The sequence below is a fragment of the Vogesella urethralis genome, assembly GCF_007644045.2.
Taxonomy (GTDB): domain Bacteria; phylum Pseudomonadota; class Gammaproteobacteria; order Burkholderiales; family Chromobacteriaceae; genus Vogesella; species Vogesella urethralis.
In genome coordinates, this window is record NZ_VMDW02000076.1 from 32258 (window position 1) to 54176 (window position 21919).

21 protein-coding genes are annotated in these 21919 nt (G+C 63.5%); 12 read left to right on the plus strand and 9 right to left on the minus strand.

The window, feature by feature from the left end; translation table 11 throughout:
* Positions 1-172: 172 nt before the first annotated feature.
* The 3 genes from FLQ03_RS08185 to FLQ03_RS08195 form a co-directional block, all read right to left on the minus strand.
* Complete coding sequence (locus tag FLQ03_RS08185; RefSeq protein ID WP_170252349.1) at positions 173-1546, minus strand: esterase-like activity of phytase family protein; 1374 nt, start codon at positions 1544-1546, stop codon at positions 173-175.
* 151 nt (positions 1547-1697) lie between these two features.
* A complete protein-coding gene (gene glyA / locus FLQ03_RS08190; RefSeq protein WP_144372396.1) occupies positions 1698-2942 on the minus strand; it encodes a serine hydroxymethyltransferase in 1245 nt (414 codons plus the stop codon).
* A 124-nt stretch (positions 2943-3066) separates the two neighbouring features.
* The gene (locus FLQ03_RS08195; RefSeq protein WP_144372397.1) at positions 3067-4173 is read right to left on the minus strand and encodes a hypothetical protein; all 1107 of its coding nucleotides are present in this window, start codon (positions 4171-4173) and stop codon (positions 3067-3069) included.
* A 762-nt stretch (positions 4174-4935) separates the two neighbouring features.
* Here FLQ03_RS08195 and sbcB point away from each other — a divergent pair.
* The 7 genes from sbcB to FLQ03_RS08230 all read left to right on the plus strand — a co-directional run bounded on the left by sbcB (position 4936) and on the right by FLQ03_RS08230 (position 13198).
* Positions 4936-6366: an exodeoxyribonuclease I gene (gene sbcB / locus FLQ03_RS08200; protein ID WP_144372398.1), complete on the plus strand. Its 1431-nt coding sequence runs from the start codon at positions 4936-4938 to the stop codon at positions 6364-6366.
* A gap of 114 nt (positions 6367-6480) precedes the next feature.
* Positions 6481-7251 (plus strand): sulfite exporter TauE/SafE family protein, encoded by a 771-nt coding sequence (locus FLQ03_RS08205; RefSeq protein ID WP_144372399.1) that lies wholly within the window; start codon positions 6481-6483, stop codon positions 7249-7251.
* A 97-nt stretch (positions 7252-7348) separates the two neighbouring features.
* On the plus strand, positions 7349-8299 hold the full coding sequence (gene miaA / locus FLQ03_RS08210; protein ID WP_144372400.1) for a tRNA (adenosine(37)-N6)-dimethylallyltransferase MiaA: 951 nt from the start codon (positions 7349-7351) through the stop codon (positions 8297-8299).
* 22 nt (positions 8300-8321) lie between these two features.
* On the plus strand, positions 8322-8834 hold the full coding sequence (gene mprA, locus FLQ03_RS08215) for a transcriptional repressor MprA (protein WP_144372401.1): 513 nt from the start codon (positions 8322-8324) through the stop codon (positions 8832-8834).
* 114 nt (positions 8835-8948) lie between these two features.
* Complete coding sequence (locus FLQ03_RS08220; protein WP_144372402.1) at positions 8949-10352, plus strand: efflux transporter outer membrane subunit; 1404 nt, start codon at positions 8949-8951, stop codon at positions 10350-10352.
* A 98-nt stretch (positions 10353-10450) separates the two neighbouring features.
* The gene (locus FLQ03_RS08225; RefSeq protein ID WP_206210895.1) at positions 10451-11644 is read left to right on the plus strand and encodes an HlyD/EmrA/EmrK family protein; all 1194 of its coding nucleotides are present in this window, start codon (positions 10451-10453) and stop codon (positions 11642-11644) included.
* 9 nt (positions 11645-11653) lie between these two features.
* On the plus strand, positions 11654-13198 hold the full coding sequence (locus tag FLQ03_RS08230) for a DHA2 family efflux MFS transporter permease subunit (RefSeq protein ID WP_144372403.1): 1545 nt from the start codon (positions 11654-11656) through the stop codon (positions 13196-13198).
* Between the two features lie 88 nt (positions 13199-13286).
* On the opposite strand, the gene FLQ03_RS08235 is transcribed toward FLQ03_RS08230, so the two are convergent.
* Together FLQ03_RS08235 and FLQ03_RS08240 are read right to left on the minus strand one after the other, a co-directional pair.
* Positions 13287-13631 carry a RidA family protein gene (locus FLQ03_RS08235; protein ID WP_170252350.1) on the minus strand — a complete coding sequence of 115 codons (345 nt, stop codon included), beginning with the start codon at positions 13629-13631 and terminating at the stop codon, positions 13287-13289.
* Positions 13632-13760: 129 nt separating this feature from the next.
* The gene (locus FLQ03_RS08240; RefSeq protein WP_144372404.1) at positions 13761-14942 is read right to left on the minus strand and encodes a DesA family fatty acid desaturase; all 1182 of its coding nucleotides are present in this window, start codon (positions 14940-14942) and stop codon (positions 13761-13763) included.
* Between the two features lie 199 nt (positions 14943-15141).
* Here FLQ03_RS08240 and FLQ03_RS08245 point away from each other — a divergent pair, with 199 nt between their 5' ends.
* Positions 15142-16722 carry a YdgA family protein gene (locus tag FLQ03_RS08245; protein WP_144372405.1) on the plus strand — a complete coding sequence of 527 codons (1581 nt, stop codon included), beginning with the start codon at positions 15142-15144 and terminating at the stop codon, positions 16720-16722.
* A 113-nt stretch (positions 16723-16835) separates the two neighbouring features.
* On the opposite strand, the gene bfr is transcribed toward FLQ03_RS08245, so the two are convergent.
* Positions 16836-17306, minus strand: coding sequence for a bacterioferritin (gene bfr, locus FLQ03_RS08250; RefSeq protein ID WP_144372406.1), 471 nt, complete (start codon positions 17304-17306; stop codon positions 16836-16838).
* A 115-nt stretch (positions 17307-17421) separates the two neighbouring features.
* Complete coding sequence (locus FLQ03_RS08255) at positions 17422-17616, minus strand: (2Fe-2S)-binding protein (RefSeq protein WP_144372407.1); 195 nt, start codon at positions 17614-17616, stop codon at positions 17422-17424.
* A gap of 77 nt (positions 17617-17693) precedes the next feature.
* On the opposite strand from FLQ03_RS08255, the gene FLQ03_RS08260 reads away from it, so the two are divergent.
* From FLQ03_RS08260 to FLQ03_RS08275, 4 genes are all read left to right on the plus strand, one after another.
* Complete coding sequence (locus FLQ03_RS08260; protein ID WP_144372408.1) at positions 17694-18167, plus strand: NUDIX hydrolase; 474 nt, start codon at positions 17694-17696, stop codon at positions 18165-18167.
* A gap of 2 nt (positions 18168-18169) precedes the next feature.
* On the plus strand, positions 18170-18715 hold the full coding sequence (locus FLQ03_RS08265) for a hypothetical protein (RefSeq protein ID WP_144372409.1): 546 nt from the start codon (positions 18170-18172) through the stop codon (positions 18713-18715).
* A complete protein-coding gene (gene mnmA, locus FLQ03_RS08270) occupies positions 18712-19788 on the plus strand; it encodes a tRNA 2-thiouridine(34) synthase MnmA (protein WP_144372410.1) in 1077 nt (358 codons plus the stop codon). Before FLQ03_RS08265 ends, mnmA begins: the two co-directional genes overlap by 4 nt.
* 102 nt (positions 19789-19890) lie before the next feature.
* Entirely contained in the window at positions 19891-20736 is an 846-nt protein-coding gene (locus tag FLQ03_RS08275) for a type 2 periplasmic-binding domain-containing protein (RefSeq protein WP_206210896.1), read from the plus strand.
* Positions 20737-20825: 89 nt separating this feature from the next.
* Here the strand turns inward: FLQ03_RS08275 and FLQ03_RS08280 are convergent, their stop codons facing one another.
* Together FLQ03_RS08280 and FLQ03_RS08285 are read right to left on the minus strand one after the other, a co-directional pair.
* A complete protein-coding gene (locus tag FLQ03_RS08280; protein WP_144372411.1) occupies positions 20826-21371 on the minus strand; it encodes an NADPH-dependent FMN reductase in 546 nt (181 codons plus the stop codon).
* 65 nt (positions 21372-21436) lie between these two features.
* Entirely contained in the window at positions 21437-21907 is a 471-nt protein-coding gene (locus tag FLQ03_RS08285) for a RidA family protein (protein ID WP_144372412.1), read from the minus strand.
* Positions 21908-21919 lie beyond the last annotated feature (12 nt).

Genomic DNA, 21919 nt, shown 5'->3' on the forward strand with positions numbered 1-21919 from the left:
CGCCGGCCGCCCCCAACGGCCACAGCGACATTTATGCCTTTAAATCAGCCACTTGGCGAGAAAACATGCTTTGTAATATTAAGCTCTGTTCTTATAACCGGATTGCAACACGCTACACATGACAAGGCCCGCTTGCCGAGGCAAGCGGGCCTTGTTGCGGCGCAGCCGGTGTTTACTGCAGCAGCGCTTTCAACGGCTTTTGCAGCGTAATCAGCCACAGCTGCGTGCTTTCACCGTTGGCCGCCACCCCCAGGCTGGCGCCGGCTTGCAGCTGGCCCTGCTTGTCCACCAGCTTGCCATCGGCTACGCGCAACTCGTCCAGCTTCAGGCTGCTGCCGCGCAGCTCGCTCGCCACGCCAAAATCGTTATCGTTGATCACCGCCAGCGTGCTGCCGTCCACCAAGGCCAGGCCTTCGGCCTTTTCGGCCGTCCAACCCAGCGCACGCAAGTCCAGCGCCAACTGCTTCTTCACCGGCTGCACGCCAGCGGCAGCCAGCGCCGCGGTGTCGCCGTATTCCAGCGCACGGCCGTCGGCCAGCTGCTTGCCGTCCAGCGCACTGGCCTTGGCCAGATCGATCAGCATGATGTCGTTGTGCATGCGCTTGTCTTTGTCCTTGCCCTGCTCGATCACCGCAAACTGAGTTTCGGACAGCGCCACGATGTCACCCAGCTTCATGTCGCCGGTTTTCTTGAAGTGGACCGATACCGGGTAGGCAAACTGCTGCACGGCGCCGCTTTTCGGGTCCAGCACTACCACGCGGGTAAACAGCGCATCGTTGCGGGTCTTGCCATCTACATCCAGCGTGCTCTGCACGATGGCCACCACCTTGCCGGCCGGCGTTACCGCTACGCCCTCGAAACCGCGATTGGGCTGGCGTGCGGCCAACTCCAGCGGCAAGCCCTGGCCGGGCGCGTAGCGTTGCAGGATCTCGCCGCTCTTGCCGTCCACCTTCACGATGAAGGGGCCGTACTCGTCCACAATCCATAGATTGCCGGCAGCGTCGGCGTCGATGCCTTCCGGGTCCAGCCCGTTGGCGTCATATGGCAGCGCGGCCAACTGCTCACTCAGGCCCAGCTCACCACTGGCGCCCACCTGCCCCGGCGCTATCGGGCGGCCGCTGATCGGCTTGCCGTCCTGCTTCAGCGGCAGCGTCTTGATGACCTCGGCCTTTTCGGCCAGCGATACGCGCAGCTGGGTGATGGTGGGCGTGTAGTCCGGCACCGCAAACACCTTGCTGGCGCGCTTGCCCTTGCCATCCGCCACATCGGGCGAATCGACGTTGGGGCCACGGTCGGTCAGCGACCAGAACTCCAGCGCCGAGGTGGCTTTCTCGTAGCCCTTGAAGCGCAGGCCAGACCCCACCGCCAGCGGCAAACCCTGCGGGAAGGCGGCCTTGGCCATGCCAGCATAGGGCACCCTGGGCGTGGCCACTTCGTAACGCTCCAGCGCGGCGATGTTCGGCTCACGGGTTTCCAGCAGGGCAAACGGTTCAGCCAGCGCCGGCAGCGCGGCGGCAAGCAACAGGGGCAGCAGCAAACGGGTCATGGTGTCTTCCATCGAAATGTGAACGCGATGCGGCCAACGTATAACAGCCGGGTGACAGCACCATGACAGCGCGACAGCACATAAAAAAACACCGCCCTTCTTGCGAAGGCGCGGTGTTTTTTGCATCACGACCGCCAGCTGGCGGCGGCGATTACTTGGCGTAAACCGGGAAGCGGCGTGCCAGTGCGGTGGCCTGTTCAGCCACGCGCGCCAGTACGGCGTCGTCGTTCGGGTTGTCCAGCACGTCAGCCACCAGGTTGGCCACGATGCGGGCTTCGTCTTCCTTGAAGCCGCGGGTGGTGATGGCCGGGGAGCCGATGCGGATACCGGAGGTCACGAACGGGCTTTCCGGGTCGTTCGGGATGGCGTTCTTGTTCACGGTGATGTGCGCTTTGCTCAGGGCGGCATCGGCAGCCTTGCCGGTCAGGCCTTTCGGGCGCAGGTCTACCAGGAACACGTGGCTCTCGGTACGGCCGGAGATGATGCGCACGCCGCGAGCAGCCAGGGTTTCGGCCATGGCGGCAGCGTTCTTCAGCACTTGCTCCTGGTAGGCTTTGAATTCCGGCTGCAGCGCTTCTTTGAAGGCCACGGCTTTACCGGCGATGACGTGCATCAGCGGGCCGCCTTGCAGGGTCGGGAACACGTTGCTGTTCAGCGACTTCTCGAACTCGGCCTTGGCCAGGATGATGCCGCCGCGCGGGCCGCGCAGGGTCTTGTGGGTGGTGGAGGTCACGAAGTGGGCGTGCGGTACCGGGTTCGGGTACACACCGGCAGCCACCAAGCCAGCGTAGTGGGCCATGTCGACCATGAAGTAGGCACCCACCTTGTCGGCGATTTCGCGCATGCGGGCCCAGTCAAAGCGCAGGGCGTAAGCGGAAGCGCCGCCGATGATCAGCTTCGGCTTGGTTTCCAGCGCTACGCGCTCCATGTCGTCGTAGTCGATCTCTTCGTTTTCGTTCAGACCGTAGGCCACGATGTTGAACATCTTGCCGGACAGGTTGGCCGGGGAACCGTGGGTCAGGTGACCGCCGTGGCCCAGGTTCATGCCCATGATGGTGTCGCCCGGCTTCAGGATGGAGAAGTACACCGCCTGGTTGGCTTGCGAACCGGAGTGCGGCTGCACGTTGGCGTACTCGGCGCCGAACAGCTGCTTCACGCGGTCGATGGCCAGCTGCTCTACCACGTCAACGTGCTCGCAACCACCGTAGAAACGCTTGCCCGGGTAGCCTTCGGCGTACTTGTTGGTCAGCTGGGAGCCCTGGGCTTCCATGACGGCCGGGCTGGTGTAGTTTTCCGAGGCGATCAGCTCGATGTGATCTTCCTGGCGAACGACTTCTTCGCTGATGGCGGCAGCGAGTTCCGGGTCGTACTGGGCAATTTTGATATCTGCAAACATCGTCGACTATTCCATCAAAGGGTTATGGATAAGGAAATCTTAACGCATTCCGGCGCCGGGCCGAAATGAACAAATGGCGAAGAAACAATGAATTGCATTCATGTTCCTTCGCCATTTTCGTGTCTTACTGCAGGGTCTGGCTGACCGGCCAGTCGTCTGCGGTGTAGAACAGCGGGATGCCGTCGCGGCTTTCCGGCTGCACCTGCGGCACCACCCGCACGTCGCGCACATGGCACTCGGCCATCAGCATGCGGAAATTGGTTTCGATCTGCGCCACCACGTCCTGCGCGGCCAACGGCCACACGAAACCACCCCAGTCCTTGGCATTGCCTTCGGCCGAGATGGTGAAGTGCAGCTCGCCGTTATCGTGCGATGACACAATCGCCACCGGCTCCTGGCCCTGATCGCGCAGCTGGCGGATCTGGGTACTGGCAAACACCTGCAGCGCCACTTCCAGACGGGCAAAGTTGCCCGCCACGATGGCCTGCATCAGCGCCATCGGCGGGCGCGGAATCGGGAACAGCGTCACGCCGTCGGTTTTCAGCTGCTCGCCGAGGAACTTCATCAGCGGCACGCCCCAGGCGCCCACGCTGCCACCCAGTTTTACCGATGCCGGCGCGCCTTCCTGCTGGATGGCCACCCCCAGCAGGTAGCGCAGGAACACGCCTTCGTCCTTGGCGGTTACCGCCGCCGGCGGCAAGTCCAGCGGCACGCCACTGGCGGCGTCCTGCAGCTCGCGGGTCAGGCGGAAAATCTGGGTAGACGGAATGCCCACCACCGAGTCGGGGTGCAGCAGCTTGCCGGACAACCACGCTTCCGCGCCTTCGGTAAACAGGCCATGCTGGCGGAACAGCGCATTCAGGCCATCCACGTCGGCCAGCGTGGCCGGCAGCGTGACCTGGGTACGGCTACCGACGACCAGCACCACCGGCACGGCGAACACCACCGCATAACGGCCGCTGTCCGGGCGCTCGGCCACGTCGCGCAGCGCATCCCACAGCACCTGGTACAGCGCCTGCGAGGTCACCATTGCCAGCGCTACCGACACCGGCAGCAGCTCGTTACGCTCCAGCATTTCCGCCAGCGTGGCGCGCAGCGATTCCTGCCACATGGCGCGGTCGTTCTGGCTGGGCGCATTGGCAATCGACTGCGCGTAATGGATCAGCATATTGGTGGGGGACGACTCGGGGTACTGGCGCGGATCGGGCAGGACTGGGCTCAAATCACTCATTGCTGACAACCGTCTGGATGGGCAAAGGCGGTATTTTCGCACAGGCCACGCCGCAGGGCGAGTGCGTGATGTGCGGAATCGCACCTAGTGGCACCTTGGCCGCTGCCAAGTTATGGCTTATTAAAGGTTTGCCACTATTCAATAGGCTTATGGCCAGCAACGAGCAAGCGCTCAATTTTCACGTCCGAACATTTTCGAGTGTTCGATGCGCGACAATTTGTTATGTTTTTTCGCTTTTGTAAATTGTATACATTGACACCCCAGGCCACGATCTGGATAATCCGACCTCGTTGAGATGCAGCAATTGCTTCTTGATAGTTTCTCCTCTATTTCTCCTTTGTAGACTTGGCGCGGGCTTCAAACCCCGCGCATTTTTTTTGCCCGCTCGCCGGCAATCAGCGAAATCAGTCACTTAGCTTGACCTTTTTGCCGACCTCGCCTCACTCGCTCCAACGCACCGCTCGTTACCCTGCCCCACGCCCTGCCATCAACGCACGGCAACATCTGCCATCCAATCGCAGCATCATGCCACCGCACATCCTGCCTGGATGTTCGAATGAGTGAAATATTGCGTTCGATATTGTTAGAAAGCGAAAAAGAAAGCCAGCGCCGCAAACGCGGGGCTGGCCACAAGGGATATCCAAACAATCAGGGGAGGCGTGGCACGCAGGTACCACCCGCTGTCAGGCCACCGCGACGCACAAAAGTTCCAGCCAGGCGCTGCTGGTGCGACAATCGCGTTTTGCGCCCCTGCCATCGACCATGAGCCAAACCACTTTCTTCTGGCACGACTACGAAACCTTCGGTGCGGTGCCACGCAGCGATCGCCCGGCCCAGTTTGCCGGCATCCGCACCGACAGCGAGCTGAACGAGATCGGCGAACCGGTCATGCTGTACTGCCAGCCAACGCCGGACTACCTGCCGTCGCCGGAAGCCTGCCTGATTACCGGCATCACCCCGCAGCACTGTGCGGCACACGGCGTGCCCGAGCACCAGTTTGCTGCCGCCATCGAACGCGAACTGGGCCAGCCCGGCACCATTGGCGTCGGCTACAACTCGATCCGCTTCGACGACGAAGTTACCCGCTACCTGCTGTGGCGCAACCTGAAAGACCCGTACGCGCGCGAGTGGCAGCAGGGCTGCAGCCGCTGGGACCTGCTGGACGTGGTACGCACCACCTACGCCCTGCGCCCGGAGGGCATTACCTGGCCGCGCCACGATAACGGCCTGCCCAGTTTCAAGCTGGAGCACCTGAGCGCGGCCAACGGCCTGGCGCACGAGGCGGCCCACGACGCGCTGTCCGACGTGCGCGCCACCATCGCGCTGGCGCGGCTGATCCGCACGCGCCAGCCGCGGCTGTTCCAGTTCTGCCTCGACCTGCGCAAGAAAGACGCGGTACGCCACCAGTTAAGCCTGCACGCGCCGCAGCCACTGGTGCACGTGTCCGGCATGTTCGGCAGCGAACGTGGCAACGTCGCCATCGTCTGGCCGCTGGCCGAGCACCCTACCAATAAAAATGAAGTACTGGTCTGGGACCTGGCGCACGACCCGCGCGAACTGAGCGGCCAGACTGCCGAGCAGGTACGCGAACGGCTGTTTACCCGCAACGAAGACCTGCCTGAAGGCGTGCAACGGCTGCCGCTGAAGAGCATCCACATCAACAAGTCGCCTTTCGTGTGCAACAAGCTGGCGGTACTGGACGACGCCCGCGCCGAGGAACTGGGCATCGACAAGGCGCTGGCGCTACAGCACGCGGTGCACGCGGCGGCCCTGCCCGACCTGAGCCTGCTATGGAAAGCCGTGTTTCGCCGCGAGCCCGGCGACACGCCGGATGTAGACGAGAACCTGTACGGCGGCTTTGTCAGCTACAACGACCGCCGCATCCTGAACCGCCTGCAACAGCTGGCGGCGCCGGCATTGGCCGCCGAGCGGCCCGAGTTTGAAGACAGCCAGCTGGCGCGGCTGTTATGGCGCTACCGCGCGCGCAATTTCCCGCACAGCCTGAATGCCGAAGAGGCCCGCCACTGGCGGCAATGGTGTCTGGAAAAGCTGCACAGCGGCCAACCCGGTGGCCGCAGCTACGCCCAGTTTTGCCAGGAGATCGACGCACGGCTGGCCAGCGCCACACCGCAACAGAGCACGGTGCTGCAAGCGCTGCGGCAATGGGGCGAACAGCTCTGCCAAGCGGGTTAGGCGCGCATTCGCTTATTCATTTTCTGAATAACTAACCATGAAATACGTCTAAAGGCGCATAAGCCCTTCGGTTAGCATGGCCACCTGTCTTGCTTAACGTGAAGGGTGCGCCCCATGGATCTGGGCTACGTCGTTGCCGGTCTGGTAGTCGGTTTTATCGTTGGCCTCACCGGCGTGGGTGGCGGCTCGCTGATGACGCCCATCCTGCTGTGGTTCGGCATCAACCCGGCCACCGCCGTCGGCACCGACCTGCTGTACGCCTGTATCACCAAGATGGGCGGCGTCTGGGTGCACCACAAGCAAAAGCATATCGACTGGCGCATTACCCGCCTGCTGGCCATGGGCAGCGTACCGGCCGCGCTGCTTACCGTGGCGGTGCTGCATTTCCTGCACCTGGAAACCGCGCACGTCAACAAGATCATCAAGGTGACGCTGGGCTTCGCGCTGATGCTGACCGCCGTTGCCATCCTGTTCAAGCCGTTCATCCTGCGCCAGCTGGCCCGCATCCGCCCCACGCCGGCGCCGGACCATCTGCCGGTGAACGCCACCATCGCCACCGGCGTGGTGCTGGGCGTCATCGTCACCCTCAGCTCGATCGGCGCCGGCGCACTCGGCACGCTGGCCATCTTTGCCTTGTACCCGCTGCTGCCTACCGCCCGCTTGGTGGGCACCGAAATCGCCCACGCCGTGCCGCTGACGCTGGTGGCCGGCCTGGGCCACGCCAGCATGGGCAATATGGACTACGGCCTGCTGGGCCAGCTGCTGGTAGGCTCGCTGCCGGGCATCTGGCTGGGCAGCCACATGACCCGCCGCGTGGCCGAACAATGGCTGCGCCCGGCCCTGGCCATCATGATGGTGGTGATCGGTGCCAAACTGGTGGCATAACCCGTACCTCATGCTGCGAAAAGCCGCCAATGGCGGCTTTTTCTTCGCCCGCCTTGTGCGACAATAGCCGCCTCGTTTTGCACCCAGTACCCGTACGATGAAGCCACAACACCGCGCCATCCTGCTGATGGGCCCCACCGCTTCCGGCAAGACCGGGCTGGCGCTGGCGCTGGCGCAACGCTTTCCGGTGGAAATCGTCAGCGTCGACTCTGCGCTGGTTTACCGCGATATGGATATCGGCACCGCCAAGCCCACCGCGGAAGAAATGGCGACCTGCCCGCACCACCTGATCGACATCATTCCGCCGACCGAGTCGTACTCGGCGGCGCAGTTCCACGCCGACGCCAACCGACTGATCGCCGACATCTGCCAGCGTGGCCGCATTCCGCTGCTGGTAGGCGGCACCATGCTGTACTTCAAAGCGCTGCTGGAAGGCTTGTCCGACCTGCCGCAAGCCGACGCCGAGGTGCGCGCCCGGCTGGAAGCCGACGGCGAACAGCTGGGCTGGCCCGCCATGCACCAAAGGTTGGCCGCGGTCGACCCGGAAACCGCTGCCCGCCTGGCACCCAACGATTCGCAACGCGTGCAGCGCGCGCTGGAAGTGTACGAGCTCACCGGCCAGCCGATGTCGGCACTGATGCGCCAGGGCCGCGACGATGCGGCCAGCTTTGCCGCGCTGCGCCTGGCGCTGCAGCCGTCCGACCGCGCCTGGCTGCACCAGCGCATCGCTTTGCGCTTCGACCAGATGCTGGCGCAGGGCTTTCTGGACGAAGTCAGCCGCGTGCGCCAACGCTACCCCGAGCTGTCGCTGACGCTGCCGTCAATGCGCTGCGTCGGCTACCGCCAGGCCTGGGAATACCAGGACGGCCTGTTCGATTACGCCGAGCTGCGCGAGCGCGGCATTGCCGCCACCCGCCAGCTGGCCAAGCGCCAGATCACCTGGCTTCGTGGCATGCCGCAGAACACCGAGCTGGATTGCCTGCAACCCGACCTGCTGACGCCGGTAGCCCGCCAGGTCGAAGCCTGGCTGGCAACTTGCCCCAATTAGTAACGCACGTTACCATTTAACCATGAACGAATGCCCCAACACCTGCCATAGCTTTGTTCCCTGTGAACAAGCGGTAGAAAGCATCTCCAGCAAAATGCCCGGCGCACCGCGGCAGGAAGTACTGCTGACCCGGCTGTACTTTCACCTGCAGCCGTACCTGCTGGGCTACTTCAATGAAACGTTGAAGTGCCACGAGATCAACGAAACCACCTGGATGGCGCTGATGGTGCTGTACTCGCGCCCCGAGCAGCGTGTCAGCCCGTCCGAGCTGTCGGACGCGCTGGCGTTCTCGCGCACCAACGCCACCCGCGTGGTGGACGACCTGTGCCAGCGCGGCCTGATCGAACGCCTGCCGTCGCAAGAAGACCGGCGCAAGACCGAGTTGATCCTCACCGAAAAAGGCTTGGCCTTCATCGCCCAGGTAATGCCGGAGCAGCGCCAGCGCATGCGCGAGCTATGGCAGGACTTCAGCGACGAAGAGCGCACCACGCTGGATGCACTATTGCGCAAGCTGTTGCGACGCGTTGGCGGCTGATACAAACCGTTGCACACGACAACCGGCTTTTTCAATAAGCTGAGGCGTCACGAGGAAACCGGCAGCACACTGCCGGTTTTTTGATAACAAATTAGTAACGCAGGTGATCATTACATGCGTAACAGCCAGCCTCACGCACTGATTCTCTCCACCCTCGCCGCCAGCCTGCTGCTGGCAGGCTGCGCCACGCCCGATGTACTGCCGCCCAGTACCGCGCCGTTGCAAGCCGCCAGTCTGGGCGTACAAGACGGCAGCCAACTGGCCCGGGAAAACTGGTGGCAAGCGCTGAACGATCCGCAGCTGGACCAGCTGGTATCGCAAGCACTGGCGCGCAGCCCGCGCCTGACACTGGCCGACGCCAAGCTGCGCGCCGCGCGCGCCAACAGCGACAGCGTGGCCAGCAGCGACGGTTTGCGCGTCAACGGCAGTGCCAGCTTCGTCCGCGAGCGCAGCTCCGAATACGGCAACAACCCGCCGGCCTACCGTGGCATTTACACCAACCTGGAAACCGTCGGTCTGGATCTATCCTACCGCTTCGATTTCTGGGGCAAGACCCGCGCCCAGTTGGCTGCCGCCCGCGGCCAGGCTTACGCCGCGCAACTGGAAGCCGACGACGCCCGCCAGTGGCTGGCCTGGGCCGTCAGCAGCCAGTACCTGGAATGGCGTACCGCGCAGCACGCCCTGCAACTGCAAGCCGAAGACCAGCAGCAAGCAACGCAATTGCTGCAACTGGGCGAGGTTCGCAGCAAGCAAGGCCTGGCGGCGCCGGACGAATTGGCGCAACTGCAAGCGGCGGCCAACGATGCCCGCCAGCTGGTGCTGCGCGCCGGCTTGCGCGAAACGCAGGCACGTCACGCGCTGGCCGCCCTAGCTGCCCTGCCGCAAACCCAGATCGACGCCATCGCCAAGGCAGCGCTGCCGGAATGGCAGCTGGACCCGGCACGCTACAGCACGGCCATGCTGGGCAAGCGCGCCGACATCCTGGCGGCACGCGAACGGGTGGAAGCCGCCAACGCCGGCATCCGCGCCGCCCGCGCCGACTTCTACCCCGACGTCCGCATTGGCGGCCTGGCCGCGCTGTCGTCGTCCGAGCTGTCCAACCTGCTGGACCCGGGCGCCCGCCTGCTGCGCTTCGCCCCGGCCCTGACACTGCCCATCTTCAGCAACGGCGAGCTCAACGCCCGCCTGTCCGGCCGTACTGCCGACTACGAGCAAGCCGTGGCGGCCTACAACCAGACCTTGCTGGCCGCCATCCAGGAAACCGCCGACCGCAGCAGCCAGCTGGCCAGCCTGACGCAGGCAGAAGCGCAAGCCGACGCCACCTTGCGCGCCCGCCGCGAAGCCAGCCGCGTACTGCAGACCCGGCTGGAGACCGGCCTCGCCTCGCGCAGCCAGTGGCTGAACGAGCGCCGGCGCGATACCCAGGCCCGACTGTCGGCACTGGAGATCCGCGGCCAACGGCTGCAAGTGCAAGCCGCCTTGCTGCGGGCGCTGGGTAGCCCGCAAGCCGGCAACTGAATGCGCCCAACCTGACAACCGCAGGCCTGCCGATACGCCTGCACCAGTTTGTGGCCCGCGCCGGCACAGCCGGCCGCGCCCCACACCCGAGGAAAGACATGGAAAACACAATCGATAACGCCGCGCCCAGCGCCCGCCGCACTGCCCTCACCCGCCTCACCCTGGCCCTGGTCATCGCCGGTATCGCCGGCGGGGCTTACTGGTTCCTGGCGCTGCGCCACCATGAAAGCACCGACGACGCCTACACCGCCGGCAACCTGGTACCGGTATCGGCGCAGATCGCCGGCAACATCCGCAGCATCCACGCCGACGACACCCACAGCGTCAAAGCCGGCGACCTGCTGCTGACGCTGGACGACAACGACGCCCGCCTGGCGTTGGCGCGTGCCGAAGCCGACCTGGCGCAGGCCGTACGCCAGACCCGCCAGCTGATCTCGGTTAGCGGCAAGGCAGACGCCGTGGTGACGCAACGCGAGGCCGATGTCAGCCGTGCCCAGGCCGAAGTAGCCCGCAGCAGTGGCGATCTGGCGCGTCGCGAAGCCGCCGCCAAAGAGCAAGCCATCGCCCAGGAAGACGTGCAGCACGCCCGCGATGCCGTTACCGCCGCCCGCGCCCAGCTGGAAGCCGCCACCGCCGCGCTGAATGCCGCCCGCGAAGAGCAGAAAGCCAGCCGCGCGCTGGTGCTGAGCGACAGCGCCGAGAAACAGCCGGCCGTGGCCCGTGCCGCTGCCGCCGTACGTGAAGCGTGGCTGACGCTGTCGCGTACCGAAGTGCGCGCCCCGATAGCCGGCCAGGTGGCACGCCGCAGCGCCCAGCCCGGCGCCCGCGTGCAGCCTGGCACCCCGCTGCTGGCGGTCGCCGCGCTGGACAGCCTGTGGGTGGACGCCAACTTCAAGGAAGGCCAGCTGAAAGACCTGCGCATCGGCCAACCGGTCGAGCTGCACGCCGACCTGTACGGCGACGACATCACCTACCACGGCAAGGTTGCCGGCCTGGCCGCCGGTACCGGCAGCGTGTTCTCGCTGCTGCCGGCACAGAACGCCACCGGCAACTGGATCAAGGTGGTGCAGCGCGTACCGGTACGCATTGCGCTGGACCCGAAAGAGCTGCAAGCGCACCCGCTGCGCCTGGGCCTGTCGATGAACGTGAGCGTGGATACCAGCCAACAGGACGGCCCGCTGCTGAGCGCCGCCCCGACCGCCCCGCTGCTGGCCACCCGCGTGTTTGACGGCAAGCTGGCCGAGGCCGACCGCCGCGTGGCGCAGATTGTTGCGGCCAACGTAGGCAAGTAAGGAGGCCGCATGGCACACCCTCCCCTACAGGGCCGCTCGCGCACGCTGGTGACGCTGGCGCTGTCGCTGGCCACCTTCATGCAGGTGCTGGATACCACCATCGCCAACGTGGCCATCCCCACCATTGCCGGTGACCTGGGCGCATCTACCAGCCAGGGCACGTGGGTGATTACCTCGTTCGGCGTGGCCAACGCCATCGCGGTGCCCATCACCGGCTGGCTGGCCAAGCGCTTGGGCGAAGTGCGGCTGTTCCTGATCGCCACCATCGGCTTCGTGCTGTCGTCGCTGCTGTGCGGCATCGCCCCCAGCCTGGAACTACTGATCCTGTTCCGCGTACTGCAGGGCGCGCTGGCCGGGCCGATGATTCCGCTGTCGCAAAGCCTGCTGTTGCAGAGCTATCCGCCGGAAAAACGCGCCATCGCGATGGCGCTGTGGACGATGACCATCATCGTGGCGCCGATCTTCGGCCCCATCCTCGGCGGCTGGCTATCGGACAACTGGCACTGGAGCTGGATCTTCTTCATCAACGTGCCGGTGGGCGTGGTGGCGGCGTGGCTGAGCTGGCGCGAGCTGCGTCACCGCGAAACCGCCATCCTGCAGCTGCCCATCGACAAGGTGGGCCTCACACTGCTGGTGCTGGGCGTGGGCTGCCTGCAGATGATGCTGGACCGCGGCAAGGAGCTGGACTGGTTCCATTCCACCGAGATCGTGCTCTACGCCGTGATTGCCCTGCTGAGCCTGTCTTACCTGGTGGTGTGGGAGCTGACCGACAAGCACCCGGTAATCGACCTGTCGCTGTTCCGTGACCGCAACTTCAGCGTGGGCGTGATTTCGGTCAGTGTCGGCTTCATGCTGTACTTCGGCGCCATCGTGCTGATGCCGCTGCTAATGCAAACGCAACTGGGCTACACCGCCACCGAAGCCGGCCTGGCCACCGCACCGATCGGCATCCTGCCGGTGCTGTTGTCGCCGGTGATCGGCAAGAACGCGCAGCGACTGGACATGCGCTGGGTGGTGACGGTGAGCTTCCTGATGTTTGCCTTCTGCTTCTGGTGGCGCTACAGCACGTTCAACCCGGACATGACCTTTGCCGACGTGGCCTGGCCACAGTTTGTGCAGGGCATTGCCATTGCCGGCTTCTTCATGCCGCTGACCACCATCACGCTGTCCAACATGAAGCCGCAGCAACTGGCCAGTGCCTCCAGCCTGTCCAACTTCCTGCGCACGCTGGCCGGCTCCATCGGCGCGTCGCTGACCACCTGGCAGTGGGAGCGGCGCGAAGCCATCCACCACGTGCAGCTGACCGACCACATCAGCCTGTACGACGAAAGTACGCGCCAGACGCTAGCCGGCATGCAGCAACTGGGCCTGAGCCAGGAGCAGGCCGCCGCGGTAATCACCCGCGACATCAGCCGCCAGGGCTTGTTTATCGGCGCCAACGAGATCTTCTGGCTGGCCGCCTGCCTGTTCCTGCTGCTGACCGGCCTGGTGTGGCTGTCGCGTCCGCCCAAGGCAGCGGCCGGTGCGGCACCGGTGGTGGACGCCGGGCACTAGCACGGCACGCCGATGCGGCCAACGTTGGCCGCAGCACGCAAAAAAAGGCAAGGTCGAACGACCTTGCCTTTTTTATATCCGCCAGCGTTTAGCGGGCGGCGACGATACGGATCTCTACCTTCCAGTCCGGGTGCGCCAGCTTGGCACCCACCGTGCAGCGCACCGGGGCGTGGCCTTCGGCCACCCAGGCGTCCCAGGCTTCGTTCATCTGGTCGAACTCGGCCAGGTCCGGCATGAAGATGGTGGCTTCGATGATGCGGGTCTTGTCGCTGCCCAGCTCGGCCAGCACCTTGTCCACCAGCGCCAGCGTCTCGGCGGTCTGCTCGCGCGCATTGCCCTGGCCGCTTTCCGGCACCTGGACGGTGTAGATCAGGCCATTGACGATGACGGCTTCGGACATGCGTTTGCCCGGCAGATGACGGTGGATGCTCATGGCGGCTCCTGTTGCAGATGACGTGGGAAAGCGGCGATTGTAACGCAGCCAGCCGCGCTGCAAGCATTCTGGGGGCATGAAAAAAGCGCCGCAGCAGCGGCGCTTGGTGATAACGGCTAACCGGGCAGCTTAGGCCACGGCGGCCGTGCGCAAGCTCTGCGCAAAGCGCTGCAGCGACTCGATACCGCTGGCCTCCGCGCGGTTGCACCAGTCTTGCAGCTCTTTCAGCAGCTCGTCACGGGTCAGCGACGAACGCTCCCACAGACGGGTCAGCTCCTGACGCATGCTGTAAATGGTGTTCAGCACCTGGCTCTTGGCCAGTACCGCGGCCAACTGCGCGCGTTCGGCCATCGGGGTGTCCTTGGCGTCCTGCTTCAGCCACACCTTCATTTTGCGCGCCAGGTCGGTGTTACCCAGTTCCGGCAGCTGGATGCGAGCGGCTTCGGCACGGTACACGTCCTTCAGCTCGCGGGCGTAGCGGGCGGCAATGGCGTAGCGGTTGGCAATGATGGCCTGCAGGTGGTCGAGGTCCAGCTGCGCGCTGGATGCCGACTGCGCCAGACGCGGCGCCACCTTGCGTACCTTGGCCAGGCCCAGGATTTCCATGATGCGGATGTACATCCAGCCGATATCGAACTCGAACCACTTGTACGACAGCTTGGCCGAGGTACCGAAGGTATGGTGGTTGTTGTGCAGCTCTTCACCACCGATCAAGATGCCCCACGGGAACACGTTGGTAGACGCGTCTTCGTTTTCGAAGTTGCGGTAGCCCCAGAAGTGGCCGATGCCGTTGATGACGCCGGCTGCGAAGAACGGAATCCACGCCATCTGGATCGCCCAGATTGCCAGGCCGGCGGCGCCGAACAGCACCAGGTCGATGGCCAGCATCAGCAGAATGCCCTTGCCGGTGTGCAGGGTGTAGACGTTGCGTTCCAGCCAGTCATCTGGGGTGCCGTGGCCGAATTTTTCCATGATGCTGCGGTCTTTGCAGGCGGCACGGTACAGCTCGGCGCCTTCCCACAGCACTTTCTTGATGCCCAGCACTTGCGGGCTGTGCGGGTCTTCTGCGGTTTCGCAGCGGGCGTGGTGCTTGCGGTGGATGGCCGCCCACTCCTTGGTTACCTGGCCGGTAGTGAGCCACAGCCAGAAACGGAAGAAGTGACTGGGAATCGGGTGCAGATCCAGCGCACGGTGTGCCTGGTGACGATGCAGGAAAATGGTGACGGAAGCGATGGTGATGTGGGTGAGCACCAGCGTTACCACGATATAGCCCCACCAGGGCAGATCGATCAGACCGTTAAGCCATGCCATTGCGCTTCAAACCTCGTGGTTCGTAAAAATCAATTCTCCATTTTACACTTTTTGACCTATAGAAACCGACAACATTGCAGCAAGACCTGCTTACTGCAGCGAAAAACCCCGCCGGGATAGCGCCGGCGCCCGCTTGCCGATTCATAAGCAGGCGCAGGTAGGGTAAGATGCCCCTTCGTTTCCCTATTCAGGCCGGATCGTGAACCTCAACAAGCAACACCTCAAACTGACCGCCGCGGCTGTCGCCGGGGCTTTTGTCCTGTACGGCGGCTTTGCCTTCTGGGCCGGCAGCAAAGCCGAAGAAACCCTGCTGGAGCAACACCAGATGATCGCCAACATGGCGGTGTTCACGGTGAAATCGCACCAGTACGACCGAGGCTGGTTCTCGTCCGAGGAAACCACCGAGCTGGAACTGAACAAGCAACTGCTGGGCCCCTACATCGGCCTGCTGCCGGAAAACCTGCGCCCGCTGATGAACGGCACACTGCGTTACCGCCACCACATCCGCCACGGCCTGCTGCCCGGCCTGTTTGATCTGGACTTCCGTCCGGCGCGTGCCATTGTGCGCACCGAGTTCGACATGAGCGACGGCACCCGCAAGACGCTGCAACGCTTCTTTGGCGACGCCGAGCCCATCACCGTGGTGAACCGTCTGGGCCTGACCGGCGGTGGCGAACTGAGCGTCACCATTCCCAAGTTCGACTACGAAGAAACGCTGGCCGGCGTGAAAATGAACTGGCGCGGTTTCGATCTGAAAGTGAACTACCAGTCCGGCTACAAGGAATACACCGTCAACGCCAACACCCCGGGCTTTGCCATGGAAGCCGGCCCGAAAGGCCGCTTCGTGTTTGACGGCGTCAAGTACGTGTCCGAAGTACGCCCCGGCGCCAGCGGCGTCAAACTGGGCAATAGCGAGCTGAATGTCGGCGACATCAAGCTGAACTGGAACGAAGCCATCCCGTACAGCATCAAGCTGAACGAACTGATCTACCTGGTTGGCCGCGTGCGCGTGGGCGAGTTCATCAACCCGTCCGGCGAGTTCCGCCCGTCTAACGTCAGCCTGTCCGGCCTGAAGTACCAGATCGTCACCAGCGAGCAGGACGACTTCGTCAATACCCGCGGCAAGCTGGATTTCGAACGCTTTGCCTACAACGACAGCGTCTACGGCCCGTTCAAGCTGGACGTCTCCGCCAACCATCTGCACGGCCCGACGCTGGTGAAACTGGACGAAGCGCTGGCCAAGGTACCGTTCCAGGGCACCGACCCCAGCCTGCTGCGCAAGAAGTACCTGGACACCGTGATCAAGGAAGGCCTGCCGCTGCTGCAGAACGACCCGAAACTAGTGGTCAACACCTTCTACCTGAAGCTGCCGGCCGGCGTGGCCCAGCTGAACGGCAGCCTGTCGCTCAAAGGCTTCCAGCAGAGCGACCTGAAAAACACCTTGCTGTTCCTGCAGCGTTTCACTGCCCAGTTCAACCTGGAGCTGCCGCAACAGACGCTGGAAAACCTGGTGGTAACACAGGCACGCAACCTGTTTACCGTGGACGCCAGCGCCGAAGAGCAGCCTAACGTGGAAGAGATCGACGCCCTGGCGCGCAGCCTGCTGTCTGCCCAGCTGGACGAATGGGCGGCGCAGAAGCTGATCCGCCGCGAAGGCTCGCAAATTGCCACCAGCGTGCTGTTCAGCGGCGGCAACCTGAAGATCAACAACACCGCGGTGCCGCTACCGTGGCAGGAGCAGGAAGAGCCGGCCCCGGCCGACGCCTCCGCCGCCCAGTAAGGTTGGCCGCACACAACAAACCCCGCCACTCGGCGGGGTTTGTTTTTAGCTGAAGCCAGCAAAAAGCCCGTCATCAGACGGGCTTTTTTTTGCGGCAAAACGGCTGAAGAGGCTCAGTCTTCGATCATGCTTTGCTGGTAGTTGGCCAGGCCCAGCTTTTCGATCAGGCCCAGCTGGGTTTCCAGCCAGTCGATGTGCTCTTCTTCGCTTTCAAGCATCTCAGTCAGCAGGTCGCGGGTAACGTAGTCTTTGACCGATTCGCAGTAGGCGATGGCGTCTTTCAGCAGCGGCAGGCCTTCGGTATCCAGCTTCAGGTCGCATTCCAGGATTTCCTGGGTGTTCTCGCCGATGTACAGTTTGCCCAGGTCTTGCAGATTGGGCAGGCCTTCCAGAAACAGGATGCGTTCGATCAGCTTGTCGGCATTTTTCATTTCCACGATGGATTCGTGGTATTCGTGCTCGTTCAGCTCTTTCAGGCCCCAGTTCTTGAAGATGCGGGCGTGCAGGAAGTACTGGTTGATGGCGGTAAGCTGGGTTTTGAGAATCTGGTTCAGAAACTTGATGACTTTCTTGTCGCCTTGCATGGCCGTGACCTCCTGCTATATCGAATTGCACGGATTATGGCACAGATTTATGCAATGACAAGCTTGGCGCCACGCGCCAAAATGCAATGGGAATGCGATTGATTCTGCAGAAGAATCAGGCAGCGACCAGTTCCGGCTCGCTGATCTGGAGCAGGGTTTGCTTGCGTACCTGGTTGGCGCTGCAGGCGCAGCGGCCGCACTCGGTGGCAACGCCCAGCTCACGCGCCAGATCGCGCATGGTGACGGCGCCGTCAAAGACAGCCTGGCGAATGTCGCGGTCGGTTACACCGTGGCAAAGGCAAACGTACATGTCGACACCTGTTGATGATTAAGAATAAGTCGCAGTACGTGTATATTAGAAACAAATGATAACGATTGTCAATTAATATGAGCAGCCCTACCCCCGATACGCAGTGGAAACCCAACACCACCGTCGCCGCCCTCATCGAACGCGAAGGCCGCCTGCTGATGGTGCGCGAACAGACCGAGCACGGCCTGCGCCTGAACCAGCCCGCCGGCCACCTGGAATACGGCGAAACGCTGTTGCAGGCAGTAAGGCGCGAAGCATTGGAAGAAACCGGCTACGCGGCCCAGCCGGTGGCGCTGTGCGGCATCTACCTGGCCGACAAGGATGACGACAGCGACATCACTTACCTGCGCTTTGCCTTCGTGTGCGACGCCGGCGCGGCGCCGATCCGCAGCCAGCTGGACGACGGCATTGTCGAGGCAGTGTGGCTGACGCCCGCCGAAATCCGCGCCCAGCAAGCCATCTGGCGCAGCCCGCTGGTGGGCCGCTGTATCGATGACTATCTGGCCGGGCAGCGTTTGCCGCTGTCCTGCATCTACCATATGGGCCACTGAGCATGCGCCGGGCCGGCCTGATCTGCGCGCTTTGGCTGGCCCTGTGGCTGGCGCAGGCCGGTGCAGAGCCGCTAACCCTCTGTTACCATTACGGATGCGATCGCAGCAGCACTATTGATTTGCCGGATGATGCCCTGATCTGGATGACTGGCCGTTTGAGGCAGGCTGACAACGCAGGCGCGGAACGCGCCGCGTTGCAAGACGTGGCACTGGCGTTTTACCAGATCGCAGCCCAGACACTGCCGTTGGCGGAAGACCGCGGCGGCAATCAGGAAGACGCCCGGCTGCTTGGGCGCATGGACTGCATCGACCACACCCACAACTTGCACCAGTTGCTGGCCTTGCTGCAGTCGCTGCACTTATTGCGGTATCACCAGCCGGCAGCAGACGCGTTTCGCGCGCCGTGGCTGTTTAACGAACACCATGCCGCTACCGTGCAGGACATCGACACTGGCGACGTCTGGGTAGTGGATGGCTGGTTCAGGGATTTCGGGGCACCACCTGTCGTGGTGCCTCTTGCACTTTGGAAGGAAGGATTTTCCCCGTGACGGGTAAAAAACGGATTGTTGTCGGCATGTCCGGCGGTGTGGATTCGTCGGTAACGGCCTGGCTGCTGAAGCAGCAGGGGCATGAAGTGATCGGCGTGTTCATGCAAAACTGGGAAGACGACAACGACGACGAATACTGCTCCATCAAGCAGGACGCGCTGGACGCGATGAGCGTGGCCGACATTGTCGGCATCGACATGGAAATCGTGAACTTCGCCAAGGAATACAAGGACCGCGTGTTCGCCTACTTCCTGCAGGAGTACTCGGCCGGCCGCACGCCGAACCCGGACGTGCTGTGCAACGCCGAGATCAAGTTCAAGGCCTTCCTGGACTACGCGATGACGCTGGGGGCCGACTGCATCGCCACCGGCCACTACGCCCGCAAGCTGGAACGCGACGGCGTGCATTACCTGATGAAAGGCGTGGACCACACCAAGGACCAGAGCTACTTCCTGTACCGCCTGCAGCAACACCAGCTATCGCGTGCCATGTTCCCGCTGGGTGATATCCACAAGACCGAGGTGCGCCGCCTGGCCGAAGAAGCCGGCCTGCCCACTGCGGCCAAGAAAGACTCCACCGGCATCTGCTTTATCGGCGAACGCCCGTTCCGCGAGTTCCTGCAGCGTTACCTGCCCACCAAGCCGGGTGAGATGGTCACGCCGGACGGCAAGGTGGTGGGCGAGCACGTCGGCCTGATGTTCTACACGCTGGGCCAGCGCAAGGGCCTGAACATCGGCGGTGCCAAAGATGGCAACGGCGAGCCGTGGTTTGTGGCCGGCAAGGACATGGCGGCCAACCGCCTGGTGGTGGTGCAAGGCCACGACCACCCGCTGCTGCTGAAGCCCACGCTGCAGATGGCCGACCTGTCGTGGACGCTGCCGCAGGCCCCGGCCGCCGGCGACTACGCCGCCAAGAACCGCTACCGCATGGCCGACGCCGCCTGTGCGCTGTCGCCGGTGGTGGATGGCAAAGCCACCCTCACCTTCCGCGACAAGCAATGGGCGGTCACGCCAGGCCAGTCTGCCGTGCTGTACGACGGCGACATCTGCCTGGGTGGCGGCATCATCCAGTAAGCGACTCCCTGCAGCGCTGGCCGACAGGCCCTGTTTTCTGTGATTTATGCATATCAGGACTTAACACCTATCATGCAATATCAAGGAAACAGGGCCTTTCTCATGTCTTCACTACGCCACATCGCCTGCCTTTGGCTGCTGCTGATCGCCAGCACCCAGGCTGCCACGCTCATTCGTTATCCTTTGCTGGCCACCGCCAACGACCCGCAACAGCAATACATGCTGGCCATGCTGCGGCTGGCATGCAGCAAAACCAGCACCGAGTGCAAATTGCAACCGGCGCGTGCCATGGTGCAAAGCCGTGCCATCCAGCTGCTGCAACGGCCGGACAGCAGCATCGACCTGCTTTGGACCATGACCAGCAAGGAGCGCGAGCGGCAACTGCTGCCGGTGCGCATTCCGCTATACAAAGGGCTGATCGGCTGGCGCATTGCCTTGCTTGGCAAAGATCGCAGTCAGCTGCTGGCCAAAGTGCGCACCGTGGAAGAGCTGCGGGCCTTTCGCGCCGGGCAAGGCCACGACTGGCCGGATGTCGACATCCTGCGCGCCGCCGGGCAGACGGTGGTGACTTCCTCCGACTACGAACCGCTGTTCAGCATGCTGAACCAGCAACGCTTTGACTACTTTCCACGCGGGGTTATCGAGATTGAAAGCGAGTACCTAGCGCATCGAGATGACGGTATCAGCATTGACCCGTACGTGCTGATCCACTACCCCACCGCGTTCTACTTTTTTGTGGCACCGGACAACAAGCCGCTAGCCCGGCTGCTGGAAACCGGGCTGGAACGCGCCATCGCTGACGGCAGTTTCGACCGCCTGTTCCGCCAGTTTCATGCCGGGGCTCTGCGCCGGCTGCAGCTAGACAAACGGGTGATCATCCACCTGGGCAACCCGCTGTTGCCGGCGGAAACGCCGCTGCAACGCAAGGAGCTGTGGTACAGCCCCTGAGCGGCGCCACAACCGCCGCCTGACAAAGCAGCAAGGCCGCGCCCAGGGGCGCGGCCTTGCTGCTTTGGCCTTAGGCGATCAAACCGAGGCTAAGCTTGCAAGCGGGCATGCCAAGCCTGCAGTGCGGCCAACTGTTTACGGATGTTGTCCTGGATCGTGCCATCAGTCAGGTTGCCGTTGGCGTCGAAGCCACCGGCAAAGGCATTGGCAAACACCTCCGGCTGGTTCAGCACGTGCAGGTTCAGGTACACGCACACCTGGCGCAGGTGGTACTGCGCGCGCGAAGTGCCCATGCCGCCACCGGCACCCATGATGGCCGCCGGCTTGCCGGCCAGCAGCACATTGCCCGGTTCGCGCGAGGCCCAGTCCAGTGCATTCTTCAACGCCGGGGCGATCGAGTAGTTGTATTCCGGGCAGGCAAACAGCAGTGCGTCGGCACTGGCCAGCTGGCCCAGCAAGCGCTGTACCGCGGCCGGCTTTTCGGTGATGTCGGCGTTGTAAAACGGCATGTCGGACAAGTCGGCAATGGTCAGCTGCATGCCTTCCGGCAGGTTGGCCGCGACGTAGCGCAGCATGCCCATATTGGCGGATTGACGGCGCAGGCTGCCACAGATGGCAACAACATTCAGGCTCATGGTTTACTCCCGGCGGGTAGACAGCTTCCGGTATATGCCATTGGCTGCCGGCGCGCCACCCGCTTTCAGACGGCAATCGCCACCATGTCCAGCTCTACCGCCGCGTTCTTCGGCAACTGGTACACGCCTACCGAGGTGCGAACGTGCACACCAGCCTCGCCCAGCAGCTGATACAGCAGCGCGGACGCGCCATTGGCCACCTCGCTCTGGCGGGTGAAGTCGGCCGCACTCTGCACATACACGTTCAGGCGCAGAATGCGCGCCACCCGGTCAAGCGAGCCCAGATGCTGGTACAGCAGCACCAACGCCCGCAGGCAGGCAATACGGGCGGCGCGCTGGGCAGCAGCCTCGCTGCAAGCTTCGCCAACGCGCCCACACACCACCACCTCGCTGCCCACACGCGGAATCTGGCCGCTGATGTGCAGCTCCTGCCCGTGCTGCAGCAGCGGCACGTACTGGCCACCAATCTGCAGCGCCTCGTTCGGGTCCAGCCCTTCGGCGGCGCAGGCCGCCGCCAGCTGTTGATCGCGTGTCATCGCGTGTCCTTT

Bases quoted from the DNA above. Each gene is read 5' to 3' on its own strand.
- FLQ03_RS08185 (WP_170252349.1), bottom strand. From the start codon at position 1,546: ATGACCCGTTTGCTGCTGCCCCTGTTGCTTGCCGCCGCGCTGCCGGCG.
- glyA (WP_144372396.1), bottom strand. From the start codon at position 2,942: ATGTTTGCAGATATCAAAATTGCCCAGTACGACCCGGAACTCGCTGCC.
- FLQ03_RS08195 (WP_144372397.1), bottom strand. From the start codon at position 4,173: ATGAGTGATTTGAGCCCAGTCCTGCCCGATCCGCGCCAGTACCCCGAG.
- sbcB (WP_144372398.1), top strand. From the start codon at position 4,936: ATGAGCCAAACCACTTTCTTCTGGCACGACTACGAAACCTTCGGTGCG.
- FLQ03_RS08205 (WP_144372399.1), top strand. From the start codon at position 6,481: ATGGATCTGGGCTACGTCGTTGCCGGTCTGGTAGTCGGTTTTATCGTT.
- miaA (WP_144372400.1), top strand. From the start codon at position 7,349: ATGAAGCCACAACACCGCGCCATCCTGCTGATGGGCCCCACCGCTTCC.
- mprA (WP_144372401.1), top strand. From the start codon at position 8,322: ATGAACGAATGCCCCAACACCTGCCATAGCTTTGTTCCCTGTGAACAA.
- FLQ03_RS08220 (WP_144372402.1), top strand. From the start codon at position 8,949: ATGCGTAACAGCCAGCCTCACGCACTGATTCTCTCCACCCTCGCCGCC.
- FLQ03_RS08225 (WP_206210895.1), top strand. From the start codon at position 10,451: ATGGAAAACACAATCGATAACGCCGCGCCCAGCGCCCGCCGCACTGCC.
- FLQ03_RS08230 (WP_144372403.1), top strand. From the start codon at position 11,654: ATGGCACACCCTCCCCTACAGGGCCGCTCGCGCACGCTGGTGACGCTG.
- FLQ03_RS08235 (WP_170252350.1), bottom strand. From the start codon at position 13,631: ATGAGCATCCACCGTCATCTGCCGGGCAAACGCATGTCCGAAGCCGTC.
- FLQ03_RS08240 (WP_144372404.1), bottom strand. From the start codon at position 14,942: ATGGCATGGCTTAACGGTCTGATCGATCTGCCCTGGTGGGGCTATATC.
- bfr (WP_144372406.1), bottom strand. From the start codon at position 17,306: ATGCAAGGCGACAAGAAAGTCATCAAGTTTCTGAACCAGATTCTCAAA.
- FLQ03_RS08255 (WP_144372407.1), bottom strand. From the start codon at position 17,616: ATGTACGTTTGCCTTTGCCACGGTGTAACCGACCGCGACATTCGCCAG.
- FLQ03_RS08260 (WP_144372408.1), top strand. From the start codon at position 17,694: ATGAGCAGCCCTACCCCCGATACGCAGTGGAAACCCAACACCACCGTC.
- FLQ03_RS08265 (WP_144372409.1), top strand. From the start codon at position 18,170: ATGCGCCGGGCCGGCCTGATCTGCGCGCTTTGGCTGGCCCTGTGGCTG.
- FLQ03_RS08275 (WP_206210896.1), top strand. From the start codon at position 19,891: ATGTCTTCACTACGCCACATCGCCTGCCTTTGGCTGCTGCTGATCGCC.
- FLQ03_RS08280 (WP_144372411.1), bottom strand. From the start codon at position 21,371: ATGAGCCTGAATGTTGTTGCCATCTGTGGCAGCCTGCGCCGTCAATCC.
- FLQ03_RS08285 (WP_144372412.1), bottom strand. From the start codon at position 21,907: ATGACACGCGATCAACAGCTGGCGGCGGCCTGCGCCGCCGAAGGGCTG.